This window comes from Modestobacter sp. VKM Ac-2983 (genome assembly GCF_026967885.1).
In the GTDB taxonomy this organism is placed as follows: Bacteria; Actinomycetota; Actinomycetes; order Mycobacteriales; family Geodermatophilaceae; genus Modestobacter.
Genome location: NZ_JAPVBK010000002.1, coordinates 248823 through 275639 on the forward strand (window position 1 = coordinate 248823; position 26817 = coordinate 275639).

Annotated in this window: 24 protein-coding genes; 16 read left to right on the forward strand and 8 right to left on the reverse strand. The window is 75.8% G+C overall.

Annotated features, from left to right (window positions below; genetic code table 11):
• Positions 1-51: 51 nt before the first annotated feature.
• Both O2W18_RS07635 and O2W18_RS07640 read right to left on the reverse strand, forming a co-directional pair.
• The gene (locus tag O2W18_RS07635) at positions 52-735 is read right to left on the reverse strand and encodes a substrate-binding domain-containing protein (RefSeq protein WP_269186951.1); all 684 of its coding nucleotides are present in this window, start codon (positions 733-735) and stop codon (positions 52-54) included.
• Complete coding sequence (locus tag O2W18_RS07640) at positions 702-1064, reverse strand: LacI family DNA-binding transcriptional regulator (protein WP_269186952.1); 363 nt, start codon at positions 1062-1064, stop codon at positions 702-704. The genes O2W18_RS07635 and O2W18_RS07640 overlap by 34 nt, the downstream gene beginning before the upstream one ends.
• 389 nt (positions 1065-1453) lie before the next feature.
• On the opposite strand from O2W18_RS07640, the gene O2W18_RS07645 reads away from it, so the two are divergent.
• The 11 genes from O2W18_RS07645 (at position 1454) to O2W18_RS07695 (ending at position 13655) form a co-directional block, all read left to right on the forward strand.
• The gene (locus O2W18_RS07645; RefSeq protein WP_269186953.1) at positions 1454-3220 is read left to right on the forward strand and encodes a PHA/PHB synthase family protein; all 1767 of its coding nucleotides are present in this window, start codon (positions 1454-1456) and stop codon (positions 3218-3220) included.
• Positions 3217-4026 (forward strand): poly(3-hydroxyalkanoate) depolymerase, encoded by an 810-nt coding sequence (phaZ, locus tag O2W18_RS07650; RefSeq protein WP_269186954.1) that lies wholly within the window; start codon positions 3217-3219, stop codon positions 4024-4026. Before O2W18_RS07645 ends, phaZ begins: the two co-directional genes overlap by 4 nt.
• 106 nt (positions 4027-4132) lie before the next feature.
• On the forward strand, positions 4133-7594 hold the full coding sequence (locus O2W18_RS07655) for a TM0106 family RecB-like putative nuclease (protein WP_269186955.1): 3462 nt from the start codon (positions 4133-4135) through the stop codon (positions 7592-7594).
• Positions 7591-8040 carry a very short patch repair endonuclease gene (locus tag O2W18_RS07660; RefSeq protein WP_269186956.1) on the forward strand — a complete coding sequence of 150 codons (450 nt, stop codon included), beginning with the start codon at positions 7591-7593 and terminating at the stop codon, positions 8038-8040. Before O2W18_RS07655 ends, O2W18_RS07660 begins: the two co-directional genes overlap by 4 nt.
• A gap of 112 nt (positions 8041-8152) precedes the next feature.
• Positions 8153-9142 carry a siderophore-interacting protein gene (locus O2W18_RS07665; protein WP_269186957.1) on the forward strand — a complete coding sequence of 330 codons (990 nt, stop codon included), beginning with the start codon at positions 8153-8155 and terminating at the stop codon, positions 9140-9142.
• A 20-nt stretch (positions 9143-9162) separates the two neighbouring features.
• Entirely contained in the window at positions 9163-9309 is a 147-nt protein-coding gene (locus O2W18_RS07670; protein ID WP_036337061.1) for a hypothetical protein, read from the forward strand.
• A complete protein-coding gene (locus O2W18_RS07675; RefSeq protein ID WP_269186958.1) occupies positions 9306-9719 on the forward strand; it encodes a hypothetical protein in 414 nt (137 codons plus the stop codon). The genes O2W18_RS07670 and O2W18_RS07675 overlap by 4 nt, the downstream gene beginning before the upstream one ends.
• Positions 9720-9834: 115 nt before the next feature.
• Positions 9835-11037 (forward strand): hypothetical protein, encoded by a 1203-nt coding sequence (locus tag O2W18_RS07680; RefSeq protein ID WP_269186959.1) that lies wholly within the window; start codon positions 9835-9837, stop codon positions 11035-11037.
• Between the two features lie 77 nt (positions 11038-11114).
• Positions 11115-12365, forward strand: coding sequence for a sensor histidine kinase (locus tag O2W18_RS07685; protein ID WP_269186960.1), 1251 nt, complete (start codon positions 11115-11117; stop codon positions 12363-12365).
• A complete protein-coding gene (locus tag O2W18_RS07690; protein WP_269186961.1) occupies positions 12362-13009 on the forward strand; it encodes a response regulator in 648 nt (215 codons plus the stop codon). Before O2W18_RS07685 ends, O2W18_RS07690 begins: the two co-directional genes overlap by 4 nt.
• A 43-nt stretch (positions 13010-13052) precedes the next feature.
• Positions 13053-13655 (forward strand): TIGR03086 family metal-binding protein, encoded by a 603-nt coding sequence (locus tag O2W18_RS07695; protein WP_269186962.1) that lies wholly within the window; start codon positions 13053-13055, stop codon positions 13653-13655.
• A gap of 4 nt (positions 13656-13659) precedes the next feature.
• Here O2W18_RS07695 and O2W18_RS07700 read toward each other — a convergent pair whose 3' ends face one another.
• The gene (locus tag O2W18_RS07700) at positions 13660-14619 is read right to left on the reverse strand and encodes a hypothetical protein (protein ID WP_269186963.1); all 960 of its coding nucleotides are present in this window, start codon (positions 14617-14619) and stop codon (positions 13660-13662) included.
• A 218-nt stretch (positions 14620-14837) separates the two neighbouring features.
• Here O2W18_RS07700 and O2W18_RS07705 point away from each other — a divergent pair, with 218 nt between their 5' ends.
• The 4 genes from O2W18_RS07705 (at position 14838) to eutC (ending at position 20030) form a co-directional block, all read left to right on the forward strand.
• Positions 14838-16250 (forward strand): MFS transporter, encoded by a 1413-nt coding sequence (locus tag O2W18_RS07705; protein WP_269186964.1) that lies wholly within the window; start codon positions 14838-14840, stop codon positions 16248-16250.
• A 137-nt stretch (positions 16251-16387) separates the two neighbouring features.
• Positions 16388-17851 (forward strand): ethanolamine permease, encoded by a 1464-nt coding sequence (gene eat, locus O2W18_RS07710; protein ID WP_269186965.1) that lies wholly within the window; start codon positions 16388-16390, stop codon positions 17849-17851.
• Entirely contained in the window at positions 17848-19260 is a 1413-nt protein-coding gene (locus O2W18_RS07715; RefSeq protein ID WP_269186966.1) for an ethanolamine ammonia-lyase subunit EutB, read from the forward strand. The genes eat and O2W18_RS07715 overlap by 4 nt, the downstream gene beginning before the upstream one ends.
• A complete protein-coding gene (gene eutC, locus O2W18_RS07720) occupies positions 19257-20030 on the forward strand; it encodes an ethanolamine ammonia-lyase subunit EutC (RefSeq protein WP_269186967.1) in 774 nt (257 codons plus the stop codon). The genes O2W18_RS07715 and eutC overlap by 4 nt, the downstream gene beginning before the upstream one ends.
• A gap of 132 nt (positions 20031-20162) precedes the next feature.
• Here the strand turns inward: eutC and O2W18_RS07725 are convergent, their stop codons facing one another.
• On the reverse strand, positions 20163-20432 hold the full coding sequence (locus tag O2W18_RS07725; protein ID WP_269185107.1) for a hypothetical protein: 270 nt from the start codon (positions 20430-20432) through the stop codon (positions 20163-20165).
• Between the two features lie 19 nt (positions 20433-20451).
• Here O2W18_RS07725 and O2W18_RS07730 point away from each other — a divergent pair, with 19 nt between their 5' ends.
• Positions 20452-21126: a hypothetical protein gene (locus tag O2W18_RS07730; protein ID WP_269186968.1), complete on the forward strand. Its 675-nt coding sequence runs from the start codon at positions 20452-20454 to the stop codon at positions 21124-21126.
• Between the two features lie 7 nt (positions 21127-21133).
• Here O2W18_RS07730 and O2W18_RS07735 read toward each other — a convergent pair whose 3' ends face one another.
• Genes O2W18_RS07735 through cydB form a run of 4 tightly spaced genes read right to left on the reverse strand, consistent with a single transcriptional unit; the run spans position 21134 to position 26807 of the window.
• Positions 21134-21511 (reverse strand): DUF1801 domain-containing protein, encoded by a 378-nt coding sequence (locus tag O2W18_RS07735; protein ID WP_269186969.1) that lies wholly within the window; start codon positions 21509-21511, stop codon positions 21134-21136.
• Between the two features lie 30 nt (positions 21512-21541).
• Positions 21542-22282, reverse strand: a complete 741-nt coding sequence (locus O2W18_RS07740) for a GAF domain-containing protein (protein WP_269186970.1) — start codon at positions 22280-22282, stop codon at positions 21542-21544.
• A gap of 38 nt (positions 22283-22320) precedes the next feature.
• Positions 22321-25785, reverse strand: coding sequence for a thiol reductant ABC exporter subunit CydC (gene cydC, locus O2W18_RS07745; protein ID WP_269186971.1), 3465 nt, complete (start codon positions 25783-25785; stop codon positions 22321-22323).
• Positions 25782-26807, reverse strand: a complete 1026-nt coding sequence (gene cydB, locus O2W18_RS07750; RefSeq protein ID WP_269186972.1) for a cytochrome d ubiquinol oxidase subunit II — start codon at positions 26805-26807, stop codon at positions 25782-25784. The genes cydC and cydB overlap by 4 nt, the downstream gene beginning before the upstream one ends.
• Positions 26808-26817 lie beyond the last annotated feature (10 nt).

Here is a 26817-nt window from a genome sequence, read left to right on the forward strand (position 1 = left end):
AGCGCAGCACCAGGCCGGCGTGGTCACCTGACCGCGGGGGCCCGCTGAGCGTCAGGCCGGCGGTGCGGTCGTCCCCCGCTCGACGAGCACCGGCGGCACCACCTCGGCGCGGGGCGCCGGCTGAGCTGACCTCCCAGCGGTCAGCTCGGCCAGCAGCAGCTCGGCGGCGCTGGTGGCCAGCAGCTCGGCGCGGTTGTCCACGGTGGTGACCGGCGGTAACCACCACTGGTAGAACGGCTCGTCCTCCGTGCAGATCACCGACAGCTGGTCGGGCACCTGCAGGGGGCTGTCCCCGATCACCGGCAGGGCGCCGAACGATGCCTCGTGGTTGGTCACCAGCAGAGCCGTCGGCGGTTCGGCCAGGTTGAGCAGCTGCCTGGCGGCCCACCGGCCGAAGTCGGGCGTGAAGGGCCCCCGGCACACCAGCTCGTCGTGGACCGGGACGCCGGCGGTGGCCATCGCGGCCAGGAAGCCGGCGTGGTGCAGCCGGCCGGAGGTCACCTCCGGCGGGCCCTCGATCGCGGCGATCCGGGTGTGCCCCAGCTGGAGCAGGTGCTCGGTGGCCATCCGGGCGGCGCTCTCGTAGGCCGACATCACCGAGGGGGCCAGCGAGCCGGGCACCTCGCGGTTCATCGTCACCACCGCACGGCCCTCCTGCACCAGGACGTTCACCAGGTCGGTGTTCGCGCCGGAACCGGCGATCACCACGCCGTCGAAGTGGTGCTGGCGGGCCATCTGCAGGAACGCCGCCTCACGCGCCGGGTCGCCGCCGTGGTGCAGACCAGCACCTGGTAGTCGTGCTCGGCGGCCCACCCCTGCAAGGTCTCGGCGATCGTGTGGAACGTCGCCGTCCGCAGGCTGTTGACGACGAGTCCGACGAGCCCCGTGCGCCGGGTGCGCAGGGCGCTCGCGGTGCGGTTGGGTTGGTACTGGAGGGCAGCAGCGGCCGCCTCCACCCGGGCCCGGGTGCTGGGCAGCACCGCGGGGTGGCCGGAGAGGGCCCGGCTCGCGGTGCTGGTGCTGACCCCCGCGGCCGCGGCCACGGAGTTCAGCGTCGCGGGCACAGCGCGCTTTCTACCGAAGTGGAGAAAGGGTGAAACCGGTGCCCCGGGAGCAGACAGCGGGTGTAGGTGTGCTGTCTAGGAAGGGCACATCCATCGATGTGTCTTTCGATGTAGCAAGTGATGTGTCCTTGCTGGGTGTCCTGGTCTGGCCCCGGGCGGGGCGCCAGGACGTCGACATCCCCGGCGTGCCGCACGAGGAGAGCAGCACGGGGCTCGTCGCCTGGCTGCCCGGTTGCCCCGTCGGCCGGCGGGCTGTGTGATGGGCATCACGTCCAGTACGCCCGGATGGACCATCGCGTGACCGCCAGCGTGTCGAGACGAGGAGCCCTCGTGTGCCAGCTCCGCACCACCCCACCACGCTCAGTCCAGCTCGGCCCGAGGACTGCGACGTGACCGGCCCCGCGCGCTCGTCCGGGCAGGGCATCGCACGGTCCGTACCGGTGGCGGCGTCGACCACCGGCGGCGATCCCGATGCCGAGCCGGAGCGGATCGCCGAGTCGGCCACCGGGCTGGACATGATCCTGACCGACGCTGCGCTCGGGCCGCTGCGCCGGTTGGTACCGCCGGTCAGCAGCAGCCTCCGCTTCACCGCGGCGCTGGCGCGCCGTCCGCGCACGGTGCTCGGCCACACCGGCCGGCTCGTCGGGGAGTGGGGTCGCATCGGGCTCGGCCGTTCCGAGGTGGCGCCGAACGCCAAGGACAAGCGGTACGTCGATCCCGCCTGGTCGGGCAACCCGGTGCTGAAGCGGGCCATGCAGGCGCACCTGGTGACGGCGCAGACGGCGGCCCGACTGGTCGACGACGCAGCCCTGCCGTGGGCCCACGACGAGCGGATCCGGTTCTCCGTGACCAACATCGTCGAGGCCCTGGCGCCCAGCAACAACCCGGCGCTGAACCCCTCGGCGTGGAAGACGGCGATCGACACGGGCGGGCGCAGCGCGGTGTCCGGCACCAGGCGGCTGGTCCGTGACCTGTCCTCAGCGCCCCGGGTGCCCTCGATGGTCGAGCCGGACGCCTTCGAGGTGGGCAAGGACCTGGCGCGCACCCCCGGCGTCGTCGTGTTGCGGACGCCGGTCTTCGAGCTGATCCAGTACCAGCCCACCACGCCGACGGTGCACGCCGTCCCACTGGTGATGGTGCCGCCGACGATCAACAAGTTCTACATCGCCGACCTCGCCGAGGGCCGCAGCATCGTCGAGCACGTCGTCGGCGGGGGGCAGCAGGTCTTCATGATGTCCTGGCGCAACCCCGACGCCAGGCACGCCGACTGGGGCCTGGACACCTACGGGCAGGCGGTGCTGGACGCCATGGCCGCGGCCGAGCGGATCGCCGGTGCGGAGCAGACCGGCCTGATGTCCTTCTGCTCCGGCGGCATCATCACCGCCATGGTGCTCGGCCACCTGGCTGCCGTCGGCCAGCAGGACCGCGTCGCGTCGGCCACCTTCGCGGTGACCGTGCTCGACCAGGCCCGGGGCGGCACGGTGGGGGCGTTCCTGGACGAGAAGTCCGCCGAGGCGGCCACCCGGGCGTCGGCGAAGAAGGGGTACCTGGACGGCGCGACGCTGGCGGAGGTCTTCGCCTGGCTGCGGCCCAACGACCTGATCTGGAACTACTGGGTCAACAACTACCTGCAGGGCAAGCCGCCGGCCGCGTTCGACATCCTCTTCTGGAACGCCGACACGACCCGGATGACCGCGGCGCTGCACCAGGGCTTCCTGGAGATGGCCGTGCGCAACTCCCTGACGAAGCCGGGGACCGCCACCATGCTCGGCACGCCGATCGACCTGTCCGCGGTCACCGTCGACGCCTACGTGGTCGCCGGGATCGCCGACCACCTCTGCCCCTGGCAGTCCTGCTACGCGACCACCCAGCTGCTCGGCGGCGACAGCCGCTTCGTGCTCTCCACCAGCGGGCACATCGCCTCGTTGGTGAACCCGCCCACCAACCCCAAGTCGACGTGGCGGACGGCCTCGCCCAACGTCCCGGACGCCGACGAGTGGCTCGCCTCGGCACAGACCGAGAAGGGGTCGTGGTGGACGGACTACACCCGGTGGGTGGCGGAGCGGTCCGGCGAGGAGGTCCCCGCCCCGACGGAGCTCGGCGGCGGGCGGCCCACCCTGGGGACAGCACCCGGCACCTACGTGTTCGACAAGTGAGCGGGGGACCGGAGCTGCGCACCTTCACCGTCGGGGGCCGGACGCTGCGCGTCTCGGTCCGGCCCGGCGACGGCACGCTGACGCCGCTGTTGCTGCTGAACGGCATCGGCGCCAGCCTGGAGGTCCTGCAGCCCTTCGTCGACGCGCTCGACCCGCGGCGTGAGGTGATCCGCTTCGACGTCCCGGGCGTGGGTGGCTCCCCGAAGCCGGTCCTGCCCTACACGATGATGACGTTCGCGCCGGTCGTCGCAGGGTTGCTCTCCCGGTTGGGCCACCGGGAGGCCGTCGACGTCCTCGGCTTCTCCTGGGGTGGCGGCCTGGCACAGCAGTTCGCCGTGCAGCACCGGCGGCGTTGTCGGCGGCTGGTGCTCGCCGCCACCGGGACGGGATCGCTCATGGTGCCGGCGCACCCACGGGTGCTGTCCAAGATGCTGACCCCGCGGCGGCACCGCGACCCCGACTACGCCCGCGACATCGCGGGGGAGATCTACGGCGGCACGATGCGGCAGCACCCCGAGCGTGCCGCCGAGGCGCTGCACGCCCAGTCGCGGCTGGGTCCGCGGCGCGGCTACTACTACCAGCTGGCGGCCGGCGCCGGCTGGACGAGCTTGCCGCTGCTCCGCATGATCCAGCAGCCGACGCTGGTCCTGGCCGGGGACGACGACCCGATCATCCCCGAGGTGAACCCCCGCCTGATGGCCCGGATGATCCCGGGTGCGGAGCTGCACCTCTACCGCGGCGGACACCTCGCCCTGGTCACCGAGGCCCCGGAGCTGGCGCCGGTCGTGGACCGCTTCCTCAGCTGACCCGGCGGCTGGGGACCGAGTCTGGTCGGCGCCTCCGCCGACGTGTCGTACCCCCGCCGTACGGTCGCGGCAGCTCCTCCACCCGGGGGAGGGGACGGGGGCAACGGTGTACGAGTCCGACGGCGCGCTGGTGGTCAGTGCCAGTGACCTGACCGGCTTCATCGAGTGCGAGCACCTCACCCGGCTCTCCCTCGAGGTCGCTCGCGGCTCTCGCAGCCGCCCGCCGGCGGTCGACCCGATGACCGAGCTGGTCGCCGCCCACGGCATGGCGCACGAGGAGCGGCACGTGCAGCGGCTGCGCGACCGGGGCCTGTCCGTCGTGGAGGTCACCGGGCCGTCGGGCAAGGACGCCGCCGGGCTGCGTCGCGCCCAGGACGAGACGCTCGCCGCGATGCGCGCCGGCGCGGACGTCGTCTACCAGGCCACCTTCTTCGACGGCACCTGGCGCGGGCACGCCGACTTCCTGCTCAAGCGCACCGATCGGGTCAGCGACCTGGGGGCCTGGGCCTACGACGTCGCCGACACGAAGCTCGCCCGCCGGATCAAGGTGCCGGCCCTGCTGCAGATGGCGTTGTACGGCGACCTCCTGGCCGGGCTGCAGGGCGTGCCGCCCGAGCTGCTCACCGTGGTCACCGGCGACCAGCAGGAACTGGTCTTCCGGTACTCCGACGCGGAGGCCTACACCCGGGCCGCCCGCACCCGGTTCCTCTCCCGGCTCGCTGACGGGGAGCTGGCGCCGCCGTACCCGAACGCGCACTGCGGCGTCTGCCCCTGGCGGGAGACCTGCACGGCGCGCTGGCGCGAGGAGGACTCGCTGTCCCTCGTGGCCTTCATGCGCCGCGACCACGCGACCGCGCTGGTCGAGGCCGGTGTCCCGACCGTCACCGCGCTGGCCACCCGCGCCCCCGACGAGCTGCCCGACGCCATCGGCCGCAGCTCGCGGGAGCGGCTCACCCAGCAGGCGCGACTGCAGGTGGCCGAGCGCGAGACCGGGCTGCCGAGCTACGAGTTCCTGCCGCGCGAGCCCGGGCACGGCTTCGAACTGCTGCCGCCGCCGAGCGCCGGCGACCTGTTCTTCGACATCGAGGGCGATCCGTTCGCCGGCGATGCCGGGCTGGAGTACCTGTGGGGGGTCCTGGACACCGCCGGGGAGTTCACCGCCTTCTGGGGCTGCGACCCGGCCGCTGACGACCAGTCCGCTGCCGAACGTCTCGCGTTCGAGGCGCTGGTCGACCACCTGACCGCGGCCCACGCCGCCGACCCGGCGATGCACGTCTTCCACTACGCGCCCTACGAGCCGACCCGGCTCAAGGCGCTGTCCGCCAGGTTGCAGACCCGGGAGGCCGAGGTCGACCGGCTGCTGCGGGCCGACGTCCTCGTCGACCTCTACGCCGTGGTGCGCCAGGGGCTGCGGCTGAGCAAGGAGTCGTACTCGATCAAGCAGGTGGAGGACTACTACCGCGGGCACACCCGCGTGCACGGCGCCGACGTGTCCGACGCCGGGGAGAGCATCGTCGCCTTCGAACGCTGGCTCGCCACCCGCGACCAGGCGCTGCTCGACCAGATCGAGGCCTACAACCGCGACGACTGCGTCTCCACCCGGGAGCTGCGCGACTGGCTGGAGGCCCGGCGCACCGAGCTGCTCGCCTCGGGTGCGCGGCTGGGCCGGCCGGAGGACGGCGACCCCGACGGCTCCGCCGAGAACGCCGCGGCCCAGGAGCTGCGCGAGGAGCTGGAGCTCCGGCTGACCGCCGGGCTGCCCGACATCGACCGGACCCCGGAACAGGAGGCCACCTGGCTGCTGGCCCAGCAGCTGGGCTGGCACGCCCGAGAGGCCCGCTCGGCCTGGTGGGAGTACTTCCGGCTGCGCGACCTGGCCGCCGACGACCTGGAGCGGGAGACCCCGGCGCTGGGCCCGTTGGAGGCGCCCGAGCTGGTCGGCGCGGCGCAGCGGTCGCAGCACTGGCGCTACCGCTTCCCGCCGCAGGAGACCAAGGTGTCGGCCGGCAACCGGTACGAGCACCTGCTGCCCGCGGCGGACGGGAAACGGCTCACCAGCTCGGTCGTCGACATCGACCCGACCGCAGGCTGGGTCGTGCTGGCGCGCGGCGCGGCCGCCGCGCTCGAGCACCCGACCGGTCTGCTGCCCACCTCGCCGCCGAGCGACAAGCTCTTCCGGGCCGCGCTCACCGACCTCGGCGAGCAGGTGGCGCTCACCGGCATCGACGCCGCAGGTCCCGTCCGATCGGCCCGCGACCTCCTGCTGCGCCGGCCGCCACGGCTGCTCGCCGGGGCTCCGCAGCGGGAGCCCGAGGAGGAGTCGGCGGCCGCGGTACGCCGGTTGGCCGGGCTGCTCGACGGCGGCGTGCTGGCGGTCCAGGGTCCACCGGGAGCCGGGAAGACCTACACCGGGGCCCGCGCGGTCGTCGACCTGGTCCGCGCCGGCAAGCGGGTGGGGGTGACCGCCTCCAGCCACAAGGTGATCGGCAACCTGCTCGACGCGGTGATGGCGGCTGCCCGGGAGGCCGGGGTGCCGATCCGGGCGCTGCAGAAGGCCGACGAGCTGCAGCGTTGCCGGGACGCCGACGTGCAGTGCGTCGGCTCCAACGGCCAGGTCGTCGACGCCCTCGACGGTGGTGACGTCGACCTGGTGGCCGGGACGTCATGGCTGTTCGCCCGCCCCGAGCTGGCCGGCCGGCTGGACGTGCTCGTCGTCGACGAGGCCGGGCAGCTGTCCCTGGCCAACACCCTGGCGGTGAGCCGGGCGGCGACCAACCTCGTGCTGCTCGGTGACCCGCAGCAGCTGCGCCAGCCCGGCCGGGGCATCCACCCCGACGGCGCCGACGTCTCCGCGCTGCAGCACGTGCTGGGTGAGCAGGAGGTGCTCACCGCCGGCCGGGGGGTGTTCCTGGACCGCAGCTGGCGGATGGCGCCGGCGCTGTGCCGGGTGGTCTCCGGGCTGTCCTACGGCGGGCAGCTGGAGCCGGCGCCGGTCACGGCCGGCAACGAGCTCGACGCCCCGGCCCGGTGGGCGGCGCCGGCCGGGATCGGCTGGGTCCCGGTGGTGCACGAGGGCAACGGCTCGGCATCCCCGCAGGAGGCGGCTGCCGTCGCCGAGCTCGTCACCGGGCTGATGGGCCGGAGCTGGCGGACCGGCGGGGTCGAGCGGGTGATGGTCCCGGCCGACGTCCTGGTCGTGACCCCCTACAACGCGCAGGTCAACCAGGTGCGCAGCGCCCTCGCCGCGGTCGGCCTGGGCGACGTGGAGGTGGGCACCGTCGACAAGTTCCAGGGCCGGGAGGCGGCGGTGGCCGTCTTCACCCTGGCCGCCTCCAGCGGTGCGCACGTGCCCCGCCGGCTGGACTTCCTGCTCGACCGGCACCGGCTGAACGTGGCGCTGTCCCGCGCCAAGACCGTCGCCTACCTGGTCGGCAGCCCGGCGCTGCTCACCTCGCCGGTGCAGACGCCGGAGCAGCTGCGGCTGGTCAACGGCCTGTGCCAGCTGGTCGAGATCGCCACCGCGGCGGCCGGTCCCGTGCCGCCGGCCCCGGCCGTCGCCCAGGTGTGAGCACGGCGGCGCTCGACCTCCGGCGCGCCCCGGCCGCCTCGTCGGCTCCGGTGCGGGCCCGGTTCCGCCGGCAGGGGAGGCGGGACACTGCACCGGAGCTCGCCGTCCGCCGTCGGCTGCACGCCCGCGGGGTCCGCTACCGGGTCGACGTCCGGCCCTGCCGGGAAACCCGTGCCCGCGGTGACCTGGTGTGGAAGGGCCGGCGCCTCGTCGTCTTCATCGACGGCTGTTTCTGGCATGCCTGCCCGACCTGCGGGCACTGGCCGGCGGCGAACGCCGCCTGGTGGTCAGCGAAGTTGACCGCCAACGTCGCCCGTGACCGGCGCACCGACGCGGTCCTGACCGGCCTCGGATGGCGGGTCATGCGCTTCTGGGAGCACGAGGACCCGGAGTCGGTCGCGGACGCCATCTGCGCCGCGCTGGGACGCGCGGCGGGCGCTCGGTGAGCGGCCTCGAGCAGTCCTTCTTGCTTCGGACGTTCCCTTGATGATCTGGTTAGGCTAGCCTCACCATCGTCCGGTTGCGCACGAGCCGGTCACGACGAGCGCGGGAGCAGCGATGACCACGGCGGTGACCGGACGTGCCGGAACGGCGGTTCTCGAGAACCTCACCGAGCCGCAACCGGCGGTCGCCGCACCGGGCTACCGCTTCTTCAGCGCCACCGTGGGGCGCGTCCAGCGGCTGAGCCCCAGCTTCCTGCGCCTCACCCTCCGCGGCCCGGAGCTCACCGGCTTCGGCGCGGCCGGTGACGATCAGCGGATCAAGCTGGTGCTCTCCCGGGACGGCGCCCCGGTCACCGATCTGCTCACCGACGGCCCGACCTGGTACCAGGACTACTGCGCGCTCCCCGACGAACGCCGCCCGTACCTGCGCACCTACACCGTGCGCGCCGCCCGCCCGCAGCTCGGCGAGTTGGACGTCGACGTCGTCCTGCACGGGGTCGAGGACGGGCACCCCGGCCCGGCCGCCAGCTGGGCAGCCGCCGCCGTCCCGGGCGACCCGATCGTCGTGCTGGGCCCCGACCGGCCCCGACTCAGCCGGGCCGAGTCCGGCCGACCCTGGGGAGTCGAGTGGGCCCCACCGGCCGACGGCCCCCTGTTCCTGGCCGGGGACGAGACCGCCGTCCCGGCGATCAGCGCGATCGTGGAGGCGCTCCCCGCCGGCCGGCGCGCCATCGCCGTGCTCGAGGTCCCCGAGGCCCGGGACGTGCTGTCGCTCGCCGTGCCGCCGGGGGTGGAGGTCCGCTGGCTGGTCCGCGGTGGCCGCGCGCCTGGCGAGGCGCTCGGCACGGCGGTGCACGCCGCCCTCTGCGAGCTCGGCGTGGCCGCCCGCACCGCCGGGCAGGAGCTCGAGGACGTCGACCTGGCGGGCGGCGTCCTCTGGGAGGTCCCCGACGAGGGCGGTGCCGACGGCTGTTACGCCTGGCTGGCCGGGGAGGCGGGCATGGTCAAGAAGCTGCGCCGCCGCCTGGTCCGCGACCTCGGTGTGCCGCGCACCTCGGTGGCCTTCATGGGCTATTGGCGGCTGGGCGCAGCCGAGGGCAGCTGACCATCGCTACCGTCAGACCCGTGCTCCGTCTCCTGCTCCTGCTGCTCCTCGTCTGGGTCGCCGTGACCGTGGTCGGCGTGATCGTGGAGGGCCTGTTCTGGCTGGCCATCGTCGGCCTGCTCTTCTTCGTCGCCACCGCAGTGCTCGGCGCGTCCCGACGACGATGACGGTCCTGCTGGTCGACGTCGCCAACACCGTCGGGTCCCGGCCCGACGGCTGGTGGCGTGACCGAGCCGGGGCCACCGCCCGGCTGCTGGAGCAGCTGGCCGCGCTGCCCGGCCGGGAGCTGGCCGGTCCCGACGGTGAGCCGGTCACGGTGACCGCGCTGGTCGCGGTGGTCGAGGGGCAGGCCCGGGACGTCGAGGCCCCGGCCGGCCTGCGGGTGGTCCGGGCGCCCGGCAGCGGCGACGACGCGCTGGCCGAGACCGCTGCCGACCTCGCCGACGGCGACGACGACCTGCTGGTGGTCACCGCCGACCGCGGGCTGCGCGACCGGCTCCCCGCCGTCGCCCGGATCGCCGGGCCCGGCTGGCTGCTGGCCGCCGCCGACCGAGCGGCCGACCCCGCCGAGGGCTGAGCCACCCGCACGGCGGAGGCAGGTCCCCCGAGCGGGGGAGCCGATCGTCGAGCGCGCTCACGACGCTGGACGGCGACCCCGGGACCCACCCGGGCCGCTGATCCGGAGGTCCACCGTGACCCTCGACCCCGCACCCGCCGCCCGAGCCCATGCTGTCGGCCACAGCACGCCCACGGTGCACCGGCTGCTGGCCGCCGGCGTCGGTTGGAGCGTGCTGCACGCCCTGCTGGCCCTGCGGTGGCTGCTGGACCCGGGCAGCTGGCCCGGACTGGACGCCGACGAGCGGTACGGGGTGCTCTCCCTGCTCGATCGCACGTCCACGGCGTGGACCCTGCTGGCTCTCGCCGGCTCCGGCCTGCTCCTCGGCCTGCTGACCCGCCGACGGGACGCGTCGCCCCTGCTGGTGGCCGCCATGGCGGCGCAGGCTGCGGTCCTCGGCGTGCTCGCCGCTGACCTCGGCTCGCTGGTGCTGCTGGGCTACCTGGCCGCGATCGTCGGCCCGGCCACCTTCCTGGTGGTCTTCACCGTCGGGGCGGCGCGGGACCGGCGCACCCGGCCGTGGCTGATCGGGGTGGCTGCGGTGGTCGCCGCCGGGATGGTCGCCGGGCTGCTGCGGCCGGGCACGGTCACCGACCTCGCCGTCGAGCTGGTCTCCGGTCTCGCCGAGCACGGGATGCCGCACCTGCACCTGGCGCTGCTGCTGGCCGGCGCGACGATCTGGGGCACCACCGCGATGCTGCTGCGGCGGTCGTCGACCGGCCGGTGCGCGGTCTGCGGGCGCCCCGGTGCCGCGTGGACCCGGCCGGCCGCGGCCCGGCGCTGGGGGACTGTGGCCACCTGGATCGCCGTGGCGGGTCCGCTGCCGTACGCCCTGCTGCGGATGACCTGGCTGACCCCGTGGCCGGTGGGCACGCCCACCGAGGTGGTGCTGGAGCCGCAGCTGCGGTTGTTCGGGCTGGGCCTCGGCTTCGCCGCGCTCGGCGGAGCGGTGCTCACCCTCGGGCTGATCCGGCCGTGGGGTGAGGTCTGGCCGCGGTGGGTGCCCGGGCTGCGCGGCCGGCCGGTGCCGGTGCGGGTCCCCGTGCTGGCCGGCGGACTGGTCGCCGTGGCCCTGCTGGCAGCCAGCCCGGCGTTCCTGGCGATGGCGGTGGAGCGGCTGCTGGCCGGCGACCTGGGCGACGCCGCTCTGGTCCTGGTCTTCCCGACGCTCCCCTGGGGGCTGGCGCTGGCCGCGGCGGTGACCGGGTACGGGTTCCGGCGCCGCGGCACGTGCGCCACCTGCGGGCAGGGCGAGCCGGCGCTGTCGGTGCGCGACTGACCAGGGCCCGCGACGCCCGCGCCGATCGGGTGGCGCGGGCGTCGCCCGGGTCTTGTCCGGCTGGAGAGGATGGTCAGGTGGCTCGAGAGGTGGCTCGGCGGACGGTGGCCCCGGCGGTGCGCCGCTCGCTGCACCGCTGGCTCTACCTGCTGCTGGGTGGGGCCATCGGGGTGGCGGTCGGCATCGTGCTGGCCTGGCCGGTGCAGGTGGTCGCCACGTCCGGCCTGCCGCCGGTGCTGATCGGGGTGGTCGTGGCGCTGCTGGTGCCCGCCCCGGTCGTGGCGGTCGGCGCGCTCGCCGAGGTCCGGCCGGTGGAGGCGGTCGCTGTCGGTGGGCTGCTGGCCCGTGGGTTCACCGACCGCCCCGGGCCGTCGACCACCGCGCCGCAGCGGGCCCGCACCGCGCTGCTGCTTGCCCTGCACGTGCTGGCCGGCACGGTCGCCGGTGCCCTGCTGGTCATCGGGGTGCCGTCCGTGGTGGTGCTGGTGGCCGTGCCGGGCGGTGCGGGAGCGGAGGACCTGCTGGGGATGGCCGTACCCGCTGGATGGCCGGCCCGGGTCGGGCTGGCCGCCTGCCTGCTGCTGCTCGTCGTGGCCGGCGGGGAGCTCCTCGGCCGGGGCCTGGCCGCGGTCGCCCCCCGGCTGCTGACCGGCTCCACGGCCGAGCGGCTGGCTGCGGCCGAGGCCTCGGTGTCGGTACTGACCGGCCGGGACAGGCTTGCCCGCGAGCTGCACGACAGCGTCGGGCACGCGCTCAGCCTGGCCAGCGTGCAGGCCGGCGCCGCCCGCCGGTTGCTCACCCGCGACCCGGTGGCCGCGGAGGAGGCCATCCGGGCGACGGAGGACGCCACGCGGCGGGCACTGGTCGACCTGGACCACGTGCTCGGCCTGCTGCGCGAGGAGGAACAGGCCGCCCCCGACGTCGCCCCGGCCCCCGACCTGCGCGACCTGGCCGAGCTGGTCGGGACCGCCCGGGCCGCCGGTGCAGTGGTCTCGGTGGAGGTCCGGGGTGCGGTCGAGAGCCTGCCGGCGCTGGTCTCCCGGGAGGCCTACCGGATCGTGCAGGAAGGGCTGACCAACGTGCTGCGGTACGCCCCGGACACCGCCTGTGGGCTGGTGGTCGACGCCTCCGGAGACGACCTCGAGCTGGTGCTGGCCAACACCGGGCCGGGCGCCGCGGACGCCGGGTCCGGCGGTGGGCGCGGGCTGCGCGGCGTGCGGGAACGGGTGCGCGACCTCCGGGGCGAGGTACGGGCCGGCGTCGCCGACGACGGCCGGTGGCAGCTCGCCGTCCGGCTGCCGGTGCACGCCCGGAGCGCGGTCCGGTGACCGTCCGGGTGGCGCTGGTCGACGACGAGCCGCTGATCCGCCGCGGCCTGGCCGCCGTCATCGGCGGTGAGCCGGACCTGTTCGTGGTCGGCGAGGCCGGGGACGGTGCCGACGTGCTGGACCTCGTCGGGCGGACCTCGCCGGACGTCGTCCTGATGGACGTGCGGATGCCGCGGGTGGACGGGATCGCCGCCACCCGGGCGCTGGTGCGGGCCGGCTCGCCCGCCCGGGTGCTGGTGCTCACGACCTTCTCCAACGACGACCACGTCGTCGACGCACTGGCCGCCGGCGCCGACGGGTTCCTGCTCAAGCGGTCGACGCCCGAGGAGGTGCTGCACGGCATCCGGACGGTGGCCCGCGGGGAGTCGCTGCTCTTCCCCGACGCCATCCGGGAACTGGCCCGCCGGCACGTGCGCGCCGCGGACCCGGTCGCTGCGCCGGGGCTGGCACGGCTGACCGAGCGGGAGCGCCAGGTGCTCGGGCTGATGGCCCAGGGGCTGAGCAACGCCGAGATCGCCGGGCAGCTGTTCCTGGGGGTGGAGACGGTGCGCACCCACGTCGCCGGGGTGCTCGCCAAGACCGGGACCCGGGACCGGACGCAGGCCGTGGTGCTCGCCTACCGCTCGGGCTTCGTCCCCGGGTGAGCCGCGGTGCGGGCACGGTGCGGGCACGGTGCAGGCTGCCTCCATGACCTCCCCCCTCAGCCCGCCGGCCGCGGTGCGCGCCGCCTCGGACCTGGCCGCGACCGCGCTCGGCGCCGTCCGCCCCGGGCAGCTCACCGCACCCACGCCGTGCGGCGACTACGACGTCCGGGCGCTGGTCGACCACCTGGCCTGGGCCGCCCTGCTGTCCCAGCGCGCCGCGACCGGCATGCCGCTGGAGCACGACGGGACGAGCCTGCGGCCGGCCCCGTTCCTGGACGGCGTCCCGGTCGAGCAGTGGGCCGGTGCCGTCCCCGTCGAGCTGGACACCGCGGCCGACGCCTGGGCCGACCCCGCCGCCTGGGAGGGGGAGACGCTGCTGGGCACCACCCCGATGCCCGCCGGGGTCGTCGGCCCGCTCATGCTCGCCGAGTTCGCGCTGCACGGCTGGGACCTGGCCCGGGCGGTCGGCGCCCCCTACGACGTCCCGGCCGAGCTGGGGGAGGCCGTGCTGGCAGCGGTCGAGCCGCTGGCGCCGATGGGCCGGGACGGCGGCTGGTACGGGCCGGCGGTGGTGGTACCGGCCGATGCTCCGGCGTTCGACCGGGCGCTCGGGCTCACCGGCCGAGACCCCGGCTGGCGCGCCTGACCGATCAGTCGAGCATCTTCACCACGCGCAGCCGGGTGGAGCGCCGGCGTCCGGGCAGGCAGGCAGCGAGGGCCAGGACCACGGCCACGCCGTCCTCGATCACCGCGGCCTGCCAGTCCGGCATCAGGTCCGCCGCCCAGCGCCGCCAGGCCAGGCCGCCGAAGGAGCCGGCGGCGGCACCGGCGGCCCCGGCCAGCACCGGCAGCGCCGCGTTCTGCCCCTGACGCCGGGCGAGGAGCGCGGCGCCGCCGGCCCCGCTGGCCAGGCGTGCGGGGAGGACGGCGGGACTGGTCCGCGGCGGGATGCCCGGCTGCTTGTCCGCGTACATCTCGCCGCCGACGGAGAGCAAGGAGCCCAGCTTCTTGACGACGCCGGTGTCGGCGGCGGTGAGCGTCGGCGCGGCCAGCCCGAGGGAGCTGCGGCACCCGGCCGCCGTACCGAGCAGCAGTGACCTGGTGACCAGCCCGGCCGAGGCGCGCTGCTTGACCAGGACCCGCTCCTCCCGCGTCGGGAGCGCGGAGACGACCGCCTGCACGGCCGCGCCGTAGGCGAGGTGGGGCACCGCGTCGGCCGCCCAGGCCGAGGCCGTCCAGGTGCGCGGATCGGTCACACCCAGCGCCGCCGTCGGGCCGTCGGTGGCCGCCATCGCGGCGGCGCCGGTGAGGACCGCGCCGACCGGTCCGGGCATCCGGACCCCGCCGGCGCGGACCAGGCTGGCCAGCACGCCGACGCCCAGGCCGTTGCCGATCCCCAGCAGCGCACCGAGGCCGGTGGTCCGGGCCTCCCGCGCCGCGCCCCGGCCGGGCAGCTCCACGCCGGCCGCGTCGGCGAGCGCAGCTGCGGTCCGGTCCGGCACGGTGCTGGCGGGGCGGCCGCGGCGCAGCATGTCGACGTAGGTGAGGGCGTTGAGGGCGGTCGTGCCGGCGGCGCCGGCGAGCAGCCCACGAGCGAAGGTCCCGGTCATGCCCTGACCCTCGGGCCCCGGCGCCGGTCCGGCAACCGCAGAGGCGGGCGGGACGTGCGTTGCGACACCGTGCGCGCTCTCACGCCGTCTGTACACCGGATGGACACCCAGTGCGCGCGTCCGAGTGGCACCGTGGAACCCAGCGCCCGAGGTCGTGTGCTCCCCGACCCCCGCCAGCCGTTCCGCGGTGCTGCGCGCCCACTCCCCGAAGGTCTTCCATGGTCATCTCTGTGCCCACCCGTCCGCCTGCCCGGTCTCCGGGTCTGCTCCGTTCGGCCCTCGCCCGAGCCGTCCCGCCATCCGGCCCACCCTCGCTACGCCGGCTGCGGGTCGCCGTCGCCCTCCTCTTCGGCCTCGACGGCTTCGTCTTCGGCAGCTGGGCCGCCCGGGTCCCCGACGTCAGCGCCGCCACCGGCGCCGGCCACACCGCCCTGGGCGTCGCGCTGCTGTGCCTGTCGCTCGGCGCGCTCGCCTGCATGCAGGCCACCGGTGCGCTGTGCGCCCGGTTCGGCACCGGACGGCTGGCCGCGCTGGCCGGCGTGGCGGCGAGCGTGAGCGCCGTCCTGCCCGGGCTGGCCGGCACGGTCCCGGCCCTGTGCGCCGGGCTGTTCCTGTTCGGCGCCGTCACCGGTGCGGTGAACGTCGCCGCCAACAGCGTCGGCGTGGAGGTCGAGGCGCGCGCCGGGCGGCCGCTGCTGTCCGGGCTGCACGCCGCCTTCAGCGGCGGCGGCCTGGTCGGTGCCCTCGTCGGCGGGCTGGCCTCCGCTGCGATGGGGGTCGCCCCGCACCTGGCCGCCGTGGCGGTCGTCGGTCTGGTCGCGATGGCCTGGGCCGGGCCGGTGCTCGTCCGCGGCGACGCCCCCCGGGCCCTTCCGGTGGCCGACCCGCTGGCCCCGGCCACCGGCGGTGCGCCCGGCCCTCGTCCCACCGGCGTCCTGGTGCTGCTGGGTGCGGTGGCCGGGGCGACGGCCTATGGCGAGGGCGCGCTGAGCGACTGGGGCGCGCTGCACCTGCGCGAGCAGCTGGCCGCCGCCCCCGCCCTGGCGGCGGCCGGGTACGCCGGTTTCTCCTCGGCGATGGCCGCCGGCCGGCTGGCCGGTGGGCGCCTGGTCCTCGCCCTGGGTGAGCGGCGGCTGCTGGTCGGCGGGGCACTGCTGGCTGCGGCCGGCGCGCTGACCGCGGTGACAACGACGTCGCTGCCGGTGGCGCTGGCGGGCTTCGTGCTCGTCGGCCTCGGGCTGGCCAACGTCTTCCCGCTGGCCATCGCCCGGGCCGGTGCCCTCGGCGGGCCCTCGGGCGTCGCGCTGTCCACCACGGTCGGGTACACCGGCCTGCTCGGTGGTCCGCCGGTGATCGGCTTCCTCGCCGAGCACGCCGGGCTGCCCGCCGCGCTGGGCACGGTGGCGCTGATGGCGGTGCTGGCCGCGGTGCTGGTGCTCGGCATCGAGGGCGAGCAGGTCCGGCGCCCGGTGCTGCCCCGCCGGGGCTGGACCTACCCGGTGCTGTTCGGCCGGCGTCCGGTCGCGGTCGTGCTGCGCCCGGTCGGCGTGGTGCTCCGCCCGGCCGCGGCCCGCGCGAACGTCGGCGCCTGCAGCTACGTGCGGGACCTGCAACTGCTCGAGGTCGGCTGACCGGCACCCAGCGGGGCCGGGTGTGAACAACGTGTTCCAGCACGTCGCACCCCGTTGACCGGCGGGGGCGAGGGGGACACGCTGGCCGCGCCTGGTGCTCCCGCCTGATGCGGGGGCCATGAGCCGGAGGCCTGCAGATGACCGTCGAACCCGCACCCGCCCGCGCAGCACACGGACCGGGGCGGGGGGTCGAGGCGGAAGCGGTCGAAGCCGGCTACCTGGAGAAGCGGCAGCTCCGCGGCGGCACCGCCGGCTGGGTGCTGCTGGCCGGCCTCGGCGTCGCCGCGGTCATCTCCGGTGACTACGCCGGCTGGAACTTCGGGCTGGCCGAGGGCGGCTTCGGCGGGCTGCTGATCGCCGTCGTCCTGATGGCGGTCATGTACTCGGCGATGGTCTTCGGCCTGGCCGAGCTGGGCTCGGCGCTGCCGACCGCCGGGGGCGGCTACACATTCGCCCGCCGGGCACTGGGCCCCTGGGGTGGCTACGCGACCGGCGTCGCCGTGCTGATCGAGTACGCGATCGCCCCGGCGGCGATCGCCACCTTCATCGGCGCCTACGTCGAGTCGCTCGGCCTGTTCGGCATCACCGACGGCTGGTGGGTGTACCTCGCCGCCTACGGCCTGTTCATCGGCATCCACCTGCTGGGCGTCGGCGAGGCGCTGAAGGTGATGCTGGTGATCGCCGCGGTCGCCGTCGCCGGTCTGGTGCTCTACCTGGTCGGGGCGGTCCCCGCCTTCGACGCGGCCAACCTGACCGACATCGCGCCCACCGACGCAGCCGGCGCCTCGGAGTTCCTGCCGTTCGGCGTGATGGGCATCTGGGCGGCCTTCCCGTTCGCCATCTGGTTCTTCCTGGCGGTCGAGTGCGTGCCGCTGGCGTCGGAGGAGGCCAAGGACCCGGCGCGGAGCATGCCCCGGGGGATCGTCGCCGCGATGGGCCTGCTGCTGGTCCTGGCGGTGCTGATGCTGGTGTTCACCGCCGGCGCCGGCGGCTCGGAGGCGATGTCGGCCAGCGGGAACCCGCCGGTGGAGGCGCTCGAGGTCGCCGGGGCCTCCAGCGGGCTCACCACGGTGATCAACTACGCCGGGCTGGTCGGCCTGGTCGCCAGCTTCTTCTCGATCATCTACGCATACTCCCGGCAGACGTTCGCGCTCTCCCGCGCCGGCTACCTGCCCCGCGCCCTGTCGGTGACCAACTCCCGCAAGGCGCCGGTGCTGGCCCTGCTCGTGCCCGGCGCGGTCGGCTTCGCGCTCTCGCTGACCGGGCAGGGCGCGATGCTGCTGAACATGGCCGTCTTCGGGGCCACGGTCTCCTACGTGCTGATGATGGTCAGCCACATCGTGCTGCGCCGTCGCGAGCCCGACCTGCCCCGGCCCTACCGCACCCCCGGCGGCACGGTCACCACCGGCGTGGCCCTGGTGCTCGCCGCCGCGGCGGTGCTGGCGACCTTCCTGGTCGACCCGGTCGCCGCGGGCTGGACGCTGGCGGCGTACGCGGTGTTCCTCGGGTACTTCGCGCTCTACAGCCGCCACCACCTGGTCGCCTCGGCACCGGAGGAGGAGTTCGAGCTGCTGGCCGCCGCGGAGGAGGACGTGCGATGACCGTCCGCCGGACGACGCTGGGCGGGCACACCCACGAGTTCCGCTCGCTCACCGACGTCCTTGCCAAGGCCACCCCGGCGCGTTCCGGGGACGTCCTGGCCGGGGTCGCCGCGGAGTCGCAGGCCCAGCGGGTCGCCGCGCAGCACGTGCTCGCCGACGTCCCGCTGGCCACCTTCCTCACCGAGCAGGTGGTCGGCTACGACGAGGACGACGTCACCCGGCTGATCCTGGACACCCACGACCCGGCCGCCTTCGCCCCCGTCGCCGCGCTCACGGTCGGTGGGTTCCGCGACTGGCTGCTGGCCCGGGCGGCCGAGCGGGACGAGGCGGCGATCTCCTCCCTGGCCCGCGGGCTCACCCCGGAGATGGTGGCGGCGGTGTCCAAGGTGATGCGCAACGCCGACCTGGTCGCGGTCGCCCGCCGGACCAGGGTGGTCACCGGCCTGCGCAGCACCCTCGGGCTGCCCGGCCGGCTGGCGTCCCGGCTGCAGCCCAACCACCCCACCGACGACGCCGTCGGGGTGACCGCGTCGATCCTGGACGGGTTGCTGCACGGCAGCGGGGACGCCGTCATCGGGATCAACCCGGCCACCGACAACCCGGCGCAGACGATCGCGCTGCTGGAGCTGGTCGACGCGGTGATCAGCCGGTACGAGATCCCCACCCAGTCCTGCGTCCTCGCGCACGTGACCACCACACTGCGGGCGATGGAGGCCGGTGCGCCGGTCGACCTGGTCTTCCAGTCCGTCGCCGGTACCCAGGCCGGCAACCGTGGCTTCGGCGTCACCCTCGACCTGCTCGCCGAGGCCCGGGTCGGGGCGCTGGAGCTGGGCCGGGGCACCGTGGGCAGCAACGTCACCTACTTCGAGACCGGGCAGGGCTCGGCGCTCTCGGCCGACGCGCACCACGGTGTCGACGGCCCGGTCGACCAGCAGACGCTGGAGTGCCGCGCCTACGGGGTGGCCCGGCACTTCGATCCGCTGCTGGTCAACACCGTTGTCGGGTTCATCGGCCCGGAGTACCTCTACGACGGCAAGCAGGTGATCCGGGCGGGGCTGGAGGACCATTTCTGCGGCAAGCTGCTGGGCCTGCCGATGGGCGTGGACGTCTGCTACACGAACCACACCGACGTCGACGGCGACGACACCGACACCCTGACCCTGCTGCTGGGGGCGGCGGGCTGCTCGTTCGTCATCGCCGTCCCGGGCTCGGACGACGTGATGCTGCACTACCAGTCGCTGTCGTTCACCGACGTGCTCACCGCCCGGTCGGTGCTCGACCTGCGGCCGGCGCCGGAGTTCGAGGCGTGGCTGGCGATGATGGACCTGCTCGACGACGACGGCCACGTCCGCGAGCTGACCCCCGAGGCGCCCGCGGCCCGCGCCCTCCTCGCCGCCGCCCGCCCATGACCACCCCCGACCACCGAAATGGCCATTCTGGTGGGGAGCCGGACCCGTGGGCGGTGTTGCGGGACGCCACTCGGGCGCGGGTGGCGCTGGGCCGGGCCGGGGACGGGTTGCCGACGTCCCGGGAGCTGGAGTTCCGCGCCGCGCACGCGGCCGCCCGCGATGCGGTGCACACCGCTCTGGACGCTGGCCGGGTGCGGGCGGCGCTGACCGGGGCCGGCGTCGGGCTCGACGTGCTGGAGGTGCACAGCCAGGCCCCCGACCGGGCCACCTACCTGCAGCGCCCGGACCTGGGGCGGCGGCTCGCCCCGGACACCCAGCTGCCCGGCGGCACGTACGACCTGGCGCTGGTGCTCGCCGACGGGCTGTCCCCGCGGGCGGTGCACGAGCACGCGGCCGGCACGGTGGCAGCGGTGCTGGACCGGCTGCCCGGGTGGTCGGTCGCCCCGCTCGTCCTCGCGCACCAGGCGCGGGTGGCCCTCGGCGACCCGGTGGGCGAGGCGCTCGGTGCCGGGATCGTCGTCGTCCTGGTGGGGGAGCGGCCGGGGCTGAGCTCCGCCGACAGCCTCGGTCTGTACCTGACCCACGGGCCGCGGCCCGGACGCGCGGACTCCGAGCGCAACTGCATCTCCAACGTGCGACCACCGCACGGCCTCGGCTACGCCCAGGCCGCCGACACCCTCGCCGGGCTGCTCCAGGCCTCCCGCCAGCTGGGTGCCTCCGGCGTCGTCCTCAAGGACGAAGGAGCTGCGCTCCCGCCCAGCGCAGGCTGAGCTCGCCGACGCTTGAGCTCTGGTTGCACCAGTGCACCAGAGCTCAAGCGTCGTGGGTGCGGTTGCCGCAGGCCGGCCGCCCTCTCCAGGAGCCCACCCCGAGCTCGCGAGGGTGGGGGAGGAATTCCTTGCTCAGATGCGGCGCAGGGGGCCGATCTTCATCACCGAGGACAGCAGCGCCTCCATCGGGTGGCGCTGCGGCCGTTCGACCTCGGCCGGCCAGTCGGGGGCCAGGTCCGGGTCGGCGTCGGCGATCGCGACGTCGGCCACCCGGCCCTGCAGCCGGGCGCGCACCTCCTCCGGTGTGTAGGCCCGGCGGTGGCGTTCGTGGCGGAGCAGGACGGTGCCGGTCGCGGCAACGCCGACGATCCCGGCGACTCCGAGCAGCTTCGAGAGGCGCATGAGCCGATACGGTAGTGGTGTGGCTCACTCCCGCGCTGTGTCCCGCACCTCGTCCGCTCGCGTCCTGCCGCTGCACGACGCCGTCGACCTCACCCGGACCGGCGACGTCTGGGTCTTCCGGGGCAGTTCGCTGGCCGACCGGGCCATCCGGACGGTCACCAACGCCCCGGTCAACCACGTCGGCATGGCCGTCGTCCTCGACGACCTGCCGCCGTTGCTCTGGCACGCCGAGCTGGGGCACTCCCTGGCCGACGTGTGGTCGGGCCGCCACCAGCGCGGGGTCCAGCTGCACGACCTGTCCGACGCGGTCTGCGTCTGGAAGAAGCGCTACGGCCAGCAGGCGTGGCTGCGCCAGCTGGTCGGCCCGGCCGACGACGGCGGGGTGCCGCGGGAGATGGAGGACGCCGTGCTGCGCACCATCGCGCGGCTCGACGGCAAGCCGTTCCCCACCACCCGGCACCTGGCCCACGGCTGGGTGAACGGCAAGCTGCGCCGGCACCAGACGAACGACACGGTGTTCTGCGCCGAGCTGGTCGCCACCACCTACACGGCGATGGGCCTGCTGCCGAAGAATCGGCCGCTCAACGCCTACGACCCGGGCAGCTTCTGGTCCGGCGACGACCTGCCGCTGGTCGACGCGGAGCTGGGCCCGGAGATCCAGGTCGACGTCCCGGAGGGGCCGCCCTGCGACTGACGGCGGCTCAGGCCCGGACCCAGCGCTCCACGAGCGCCACGATCGCGCTCTGCCTGGCGGCCACGTCGGCGGAGTCGCCCAGCGTCAGCACGGCGCGGTCGGTGTCGGCCCAGCGCAGCAGCCCGGTGTCGTCACCGAACGCGAAGCCCGCGGTCTCCTGCGGCTTCGCGCCGCGGTGGAAGACCAGCTGCAGGTGGTCCTCCGGGAAGAGCCGGAAGGTCACCCGGTCGACCCCCCGGGCGCAGAAGCTCGGCGCCCGCCACTTCACGTGCTCGGTGAGCTCGGCGTCCGAGGCCATGATCGCCGCGCGCAGCCGGCGGACGTCGTCGGCGCGTGGGTGGTCCAGGGTGGCGAGGAACTCCTCGACCGTCGGGTTCTGCGCCATGTGCCCAGCGTGCCTCATCCCCGGGCCCGGTCAGGGCCCGCCGGGCCGCCCGAGGACGTCGGCGGTCACCAGCCGGCCGCTCACCAGGTCCGCTGCCACGGAGTCGACCGAGCGCCCCATGGCCCAGGCGTGCGCCCGCAGGACGTCCAACGCGGCGTCGGCGGCGGCGTCCAGCGACAGGCTGAGCGACCCGACCGCCCGCCAGACGACGGCCCGGCGCACCGCGGCCGGGCTGCGCAGCCAGCCGGGTCCCTGGCCGTCCGACCGGGGCGACCGGACCAGGGCATCGCTGAGCGCGTCCGACACGAGCTGACCCACGGCGAGGGCGACGGCCACGTCCAGCCGCCGGACGTCGTCGGGGTCGGTGAGGAAGAGGTCCAGTGCCCCGGCACCGGTCAGCGCCCCCGGGACGGGCAGGGAGACGACGCCGCGGTAGGGGGTGGTGGCCACCAGCGCGTCGGCGAACGCGGGCCACCGCCGGCGGAGCTCCTCCTCGCCGGCGAGCACCGGTTCACCCGAGGCGTGGGCCAGCAGGCAGGGGCCGGTGCCCACGGTGAACTGCAGCCGCTCGGCCCGGCCGGCCTCCGGAGAGCTCGCACCCAGCGGGCAGCGGCCGCGGGTACCGGTCAGCACGCTGAGGCCGGCGCCGTCCACGGTCAGCACCCGGACGACGGCCCGGGCCAGCCGGTCGGGGAGCAGGTGCCCGTCGTCGTCCGCCACCGCGGTCGCCTCCTCGACGACCGCAGCGGCGAAGCGCTCGGCCAGGGTCATGCCCTGGACGTGCCGCGGCGGTGGCCGCAGCAAACCGGTCAGCGGCGCGCCGTGGCCGGGCTGTGCTCGGCGGGCGCTCCGTCCAGCCGCAGCACGCTGTCGCGCTCCTCGGCCAGCGCCGGGTCGTGCGTCACGCAGACGACGAGCCGGCCGGCCAGGGCCCGGCGCAGGTCGGCCACCAGGGCGGCGGCCGTCGGCGGGTCCAGGTGGGCGGTCGGTTCGTCCAGCAGCACGACGTCGCGGTCGGCCAGCAGCGCCCGGGCCACCGCCAGCCGCCGCCGCTCGCCACCGGACAGCGAGGCACCGCCTGCGCCCACCGGGGTGTCCAGCCCGTCCGGGAGGCCGGCCATCAGCGCGCCGAGCCCGGCGTCGGTCAGGGCGCGGCGCATCGCCGCCTCGCCGTCGTCACCGGTGAGCTCACCGCGGGGGCGGGCCAGCGCGAGGTTGGCCCGCAGCGTCGCGTCGAAGACGTGCGCGTCCTGCGGGCACCAGGCGACCGCGCTCTGCACGTCGGCCCGGGTCAGCCGGTCGGCCGGCACCGGGCGGCGCCCGTCACCGAGGACGTAGGCGCCGGCCGCGGGGCGCAGCGAGGCCATCAGCACCGACAGCAGCGTCGACTTGCCCGAGCCCGACGGGCCGGTGACCACCAGCCAGTCGGACCCGGCGGTGGCGACGGCGTCCAGGTCGCGCAGCACCGGCGGGCGTCCGGGCCAGCCGGCGGTGAGGTGCTCCAGCGCCAGCTCGCGCACCGGCCGCGGCGGGCTCACCCGGTCGGCCGGGGCCGGGTCGGCGGCCACGGGCTCGGCCAGCACGGCGTCGATCCGGGCCCGTGCATCCCGCCAGGCCAGCCGGTGGCGCTGCGCGGCCCCCAGTGCGGTCAGCGGCTCGAGCAGCGCCAGGGGCGCGAGCGCGAGGACCGCCGCGGTGGGTGCGGACAGCCCACCCGCACGGACGCTGATCGCCGCGACGGCCAGCGCGCCGACGGCGGCGGCTCCGGTGGCCAGCACCGCCAGCGCATCGCCCAGCGCGGTGGCCGTGGCACCGGCCTGGGCCGCGCGACCCTGCCGGCGGCCCAGCGCGTCGAGCCGGTCGACGGCCGCGCCGGTGAGCCCGTGCGCGCGCAGGTCACCGGCGGCCTCGAGCGTCGCGCTGGTCTCCCGCAGGGTGACCGTGCGCAGCTCGGCGGCGTGCCGGGCGCCGCCCCGGTCGGCCCAGCGGTGCACGCCGAGCACGCCCAGCACCGCGACGGCGACGAGTGCGGCCACCAGCGCACCGGCCCGTGGGTCGAGCAGCGCCAGCACCGCCGTCGTGCCGGCGAGCACGATCCCGGAGACCACCGGCGGGGCGACCACCCGGACGGAGAGGTCCTGCAGCAGGCCGACGTCCCCGACGACCCGGGCCAGGGCCCGGCCGGGGGTGCGGTCGGCGGCCGGGCCCTGCGCGACCAGCGCGCGCCACACCTGCAGCCGGGTGCTCGACGCCAGCCGGAAGGCGGCGTCGTGGCCGGCCAGTCGCTCCAGCCAGCGGAACGCAGCCCGGGCCAGCCCGAATCCCCGCACCCCAGCCGTGGCCACCAGCAGGGTGAGGATCGGGGGCTGCTCGGCGGCCCGGACGATCAGCCAGCCCGAGACCGCGGTGAGCGCGATGGCCGATGCGCTGGAGGCGGCGCCGGCAGCGACCGCCTTCAGCACCGCCCGCCGCGGCCAGCTCAGACCTGCCGAGCCACGGTCCGCCTCGGGAGCGGCGGCGGGCTCGGCGGCGGCTGCGAGCGGCGCGCCGGCGGCTGCGAGCGGCGCGCCGGCGGCGGGGCCGACCTCGGTGCGCTCCGGCGCCGGGACGCTGGTGAGCGGCGGCAGGGCGGCGGGGCCGGCCAGGTCGACGGTGCGGTCGGCGAGCGCGGCCAGCTCAGGGGAGTGGGTGACCAGCACGGTGCACAGCGACCCGCGCAGCCGGACCAGCAGCTCGGCGACCTGCGCGGTGCTCACCGCGTCCAGCGAGGCCGTCGGCTCGTCGAGCAGCAGGACCCGGGCGCCTCGCTGCACCCGGACCAGCGCCCGGGCCAGTGCGACCCGCTGCAGCTCGCCGGGGGAGAGGGTGCGGCAGGCGCGCTCGCGCAGGTGCCCGGCGTCCAGCCAGGCCAGTGCGGTGTCGGCCAGGTCGGTGGCCCACGTCTCCGGCAGCTCGCCGGCGTGCCGGCGCAGCTCGTCGAGGACGGTGTCGGCGACGGTGTGCGGGAACTGCGGGACGACGGCGACGTCCTCCGGCCGCAGCACCACCCCCTCCACCCGTGCGGTCTCCCCGTCGAGGAGCTGCCCGGCCAGGACGGCGAGCACGGTCGACTTGCCCGATCCGCTCGGCCCGCGCAGGGCCACCAGCTCGCCCGGCGCCACCTCGAACGACGCGCCGTCGACGGCGGGCAGGTCACGGCCGGGGAAGGCGACGGTGAGCCCGTCGACGGTGACCCCGCGCAGCTGTCCGGCCGGGGTCGCGCTCAGCACCGGCCGCGGGGCGGGGGCGGCGAGCACCGCGCGCGCGGCGGCGGCGGCCTCGGCGGCGTCCTCGGAGGCGTGGTGGGCCGCGCCCAGGGCCCGCAGCGGGGCGAACGCCTCGGGGGCGAGCAGCAGGGCGAGCAGGCCGACGTCCAGGCCGACGTCCCCGTGCACCAGCCGCACGCCGACGGTCACCGCGACCAGCGCGACCGACAGGGTGGCGAGCACCTCGAGGACCAGGGAGGAGAGAAAGGCGATCCGCAGGGTGGCCAGCGTGCGCCGGCGGTGGGTCTCGCCCAGGTCGGCCAGCGCGGCCAGCTGGTCGGCGGCGCGGCCCAGCCCGACCAGCACCGGCAGGCCGCGGACCAGCTCGGCGACGTGGCCGGCGATCCGGTCCAGCGCCCGGGCGGCCGCGACGGTCCGGTCGCGGGTGTGCAGCCCGACCAGCGCCATGAACAGCGGCACCAGCGGCAGGGTGAGCGCCACCAGCAGCGCGGAGAGCCAGTCGGTCAGCCCGAGCACGACCAGCAGCACCGGCGGGACCACGATCGTCGAGGCGAGCGCCGGCAGGTAGGTGGCCAGCGCCGGGCCCAGGTCGTGCAGCCGGGTGGTGGCCAGCACCGCGGCCGGCCCGCTGCCGCCGGCGGCGGTGACCGCCTCACCCTCGCCGGCCAGCAACCGATCCAGCAGCCGGCGGCGCAGGGTGTCCTCGGCCCGCCGGGCGTCCCGGGTGGCCAGCACGCTGCCGAGCCCGCCGGCGGCGGCCCGGATCCCGACGCCGACGAGCGCCACGAGCAGCGACGTCCCCGGGGTGACGCCGTCGGCGACGTCCGCCACCGCCCGGGCGAGCCCGGCGGCGAGCAGCACGACGCCGACGGTCTGCCCGAGCGCGGCGACCCCGGCCCGCACCAGCGCCCCGGTCAGCCCCGGCACCCCGGCGAGCGCCCCCAGCGGCCCCCGCCGATCCGAGGGGCCGAAATCGCGACTTTGGCCCCTCCTGGGACGCGAGGTCATGCGTGCACCTGCTCCTCGGTGGCGGTCTGCGGGGTCTCCGAGTCGGCGGTCAGCCGCTTGCGGAAGACCCAGTAGGTCCAGGCCTGGTAGCCCAGCACGACCGGGAGCCCGAAGCCGGCCGCCCAGGTCATCACGGTCAGCGTGTAGTCGCTGACCGAGGCCTCGGCGATGGTGACGTCGAAGGCGGGGTCGATCGAGGAGACGACGACCACCGGGTAGACGGCGCCGAAGATCGTCGCCGCCGAGGCGAGCATGACCACCGCCCAGGCGGTGAACGCCGGCCCCTCGCGGTCCAGCCGGATGCTCGCCCAGGCGACCAGCACCGCCAGCGCGGCGACCAGCCACAGCACCGCGGTGACGGCCGTGCCCTCGCGCAGCTGCACCAGCCCGGCCCAGGCCAGCAGCGGCACCGCCGCGACCAGCGACCAGCGGCGGGCGAAGGCGCGCGCGGCCAGCCGCACCGGGCCCTCGGTCTTCAGCGCCAGGAAGACGGCGCCGTGCACGATCGAGTAGGCCAGCACGGCGACGCCGCCCAGCAGCGCCGACCAGGTCACGCCGGCGAAGGCGCCGCCGACCCGGACGCCGTCCCCGTCGATCGGGAGGCCCAGCGTGGTGCCGCCCAGGGCCGCGCCCACCCCGAGCGCGGCGATCAGCGATCCGGTGACGATGACGTTGGTCCAGGTGCTGTCCCACTGCGCGGTGTGGTGCGAGTGCCGCCACTCGAAGGCGACGGCCCGGATGATCAGGCCGAAGAGCACCAGCACGAACGGCAGGTACAGCGCCGGCAGCCAGGTGGCGTACCAGCCGGGGAAGGCGGCGAAGACCGCGCCGACCGCGGTGATCAGCCACACCTCGTTGCCGTCCCAGAGCGGGCCGATGCTGCGGAGCATCAGGTGCCGGTCGGCGGGCTTGCGGCCGATCACCGGCAGCAGGGCGGCGACGCCGAAGTCGAAGCCCTCCAGCAGCAGGAAGCCGGTCCAGAGCACGGCGACGGCGACGAACCAGACGGTCTGCAGGTCCATGTCAGGGTCT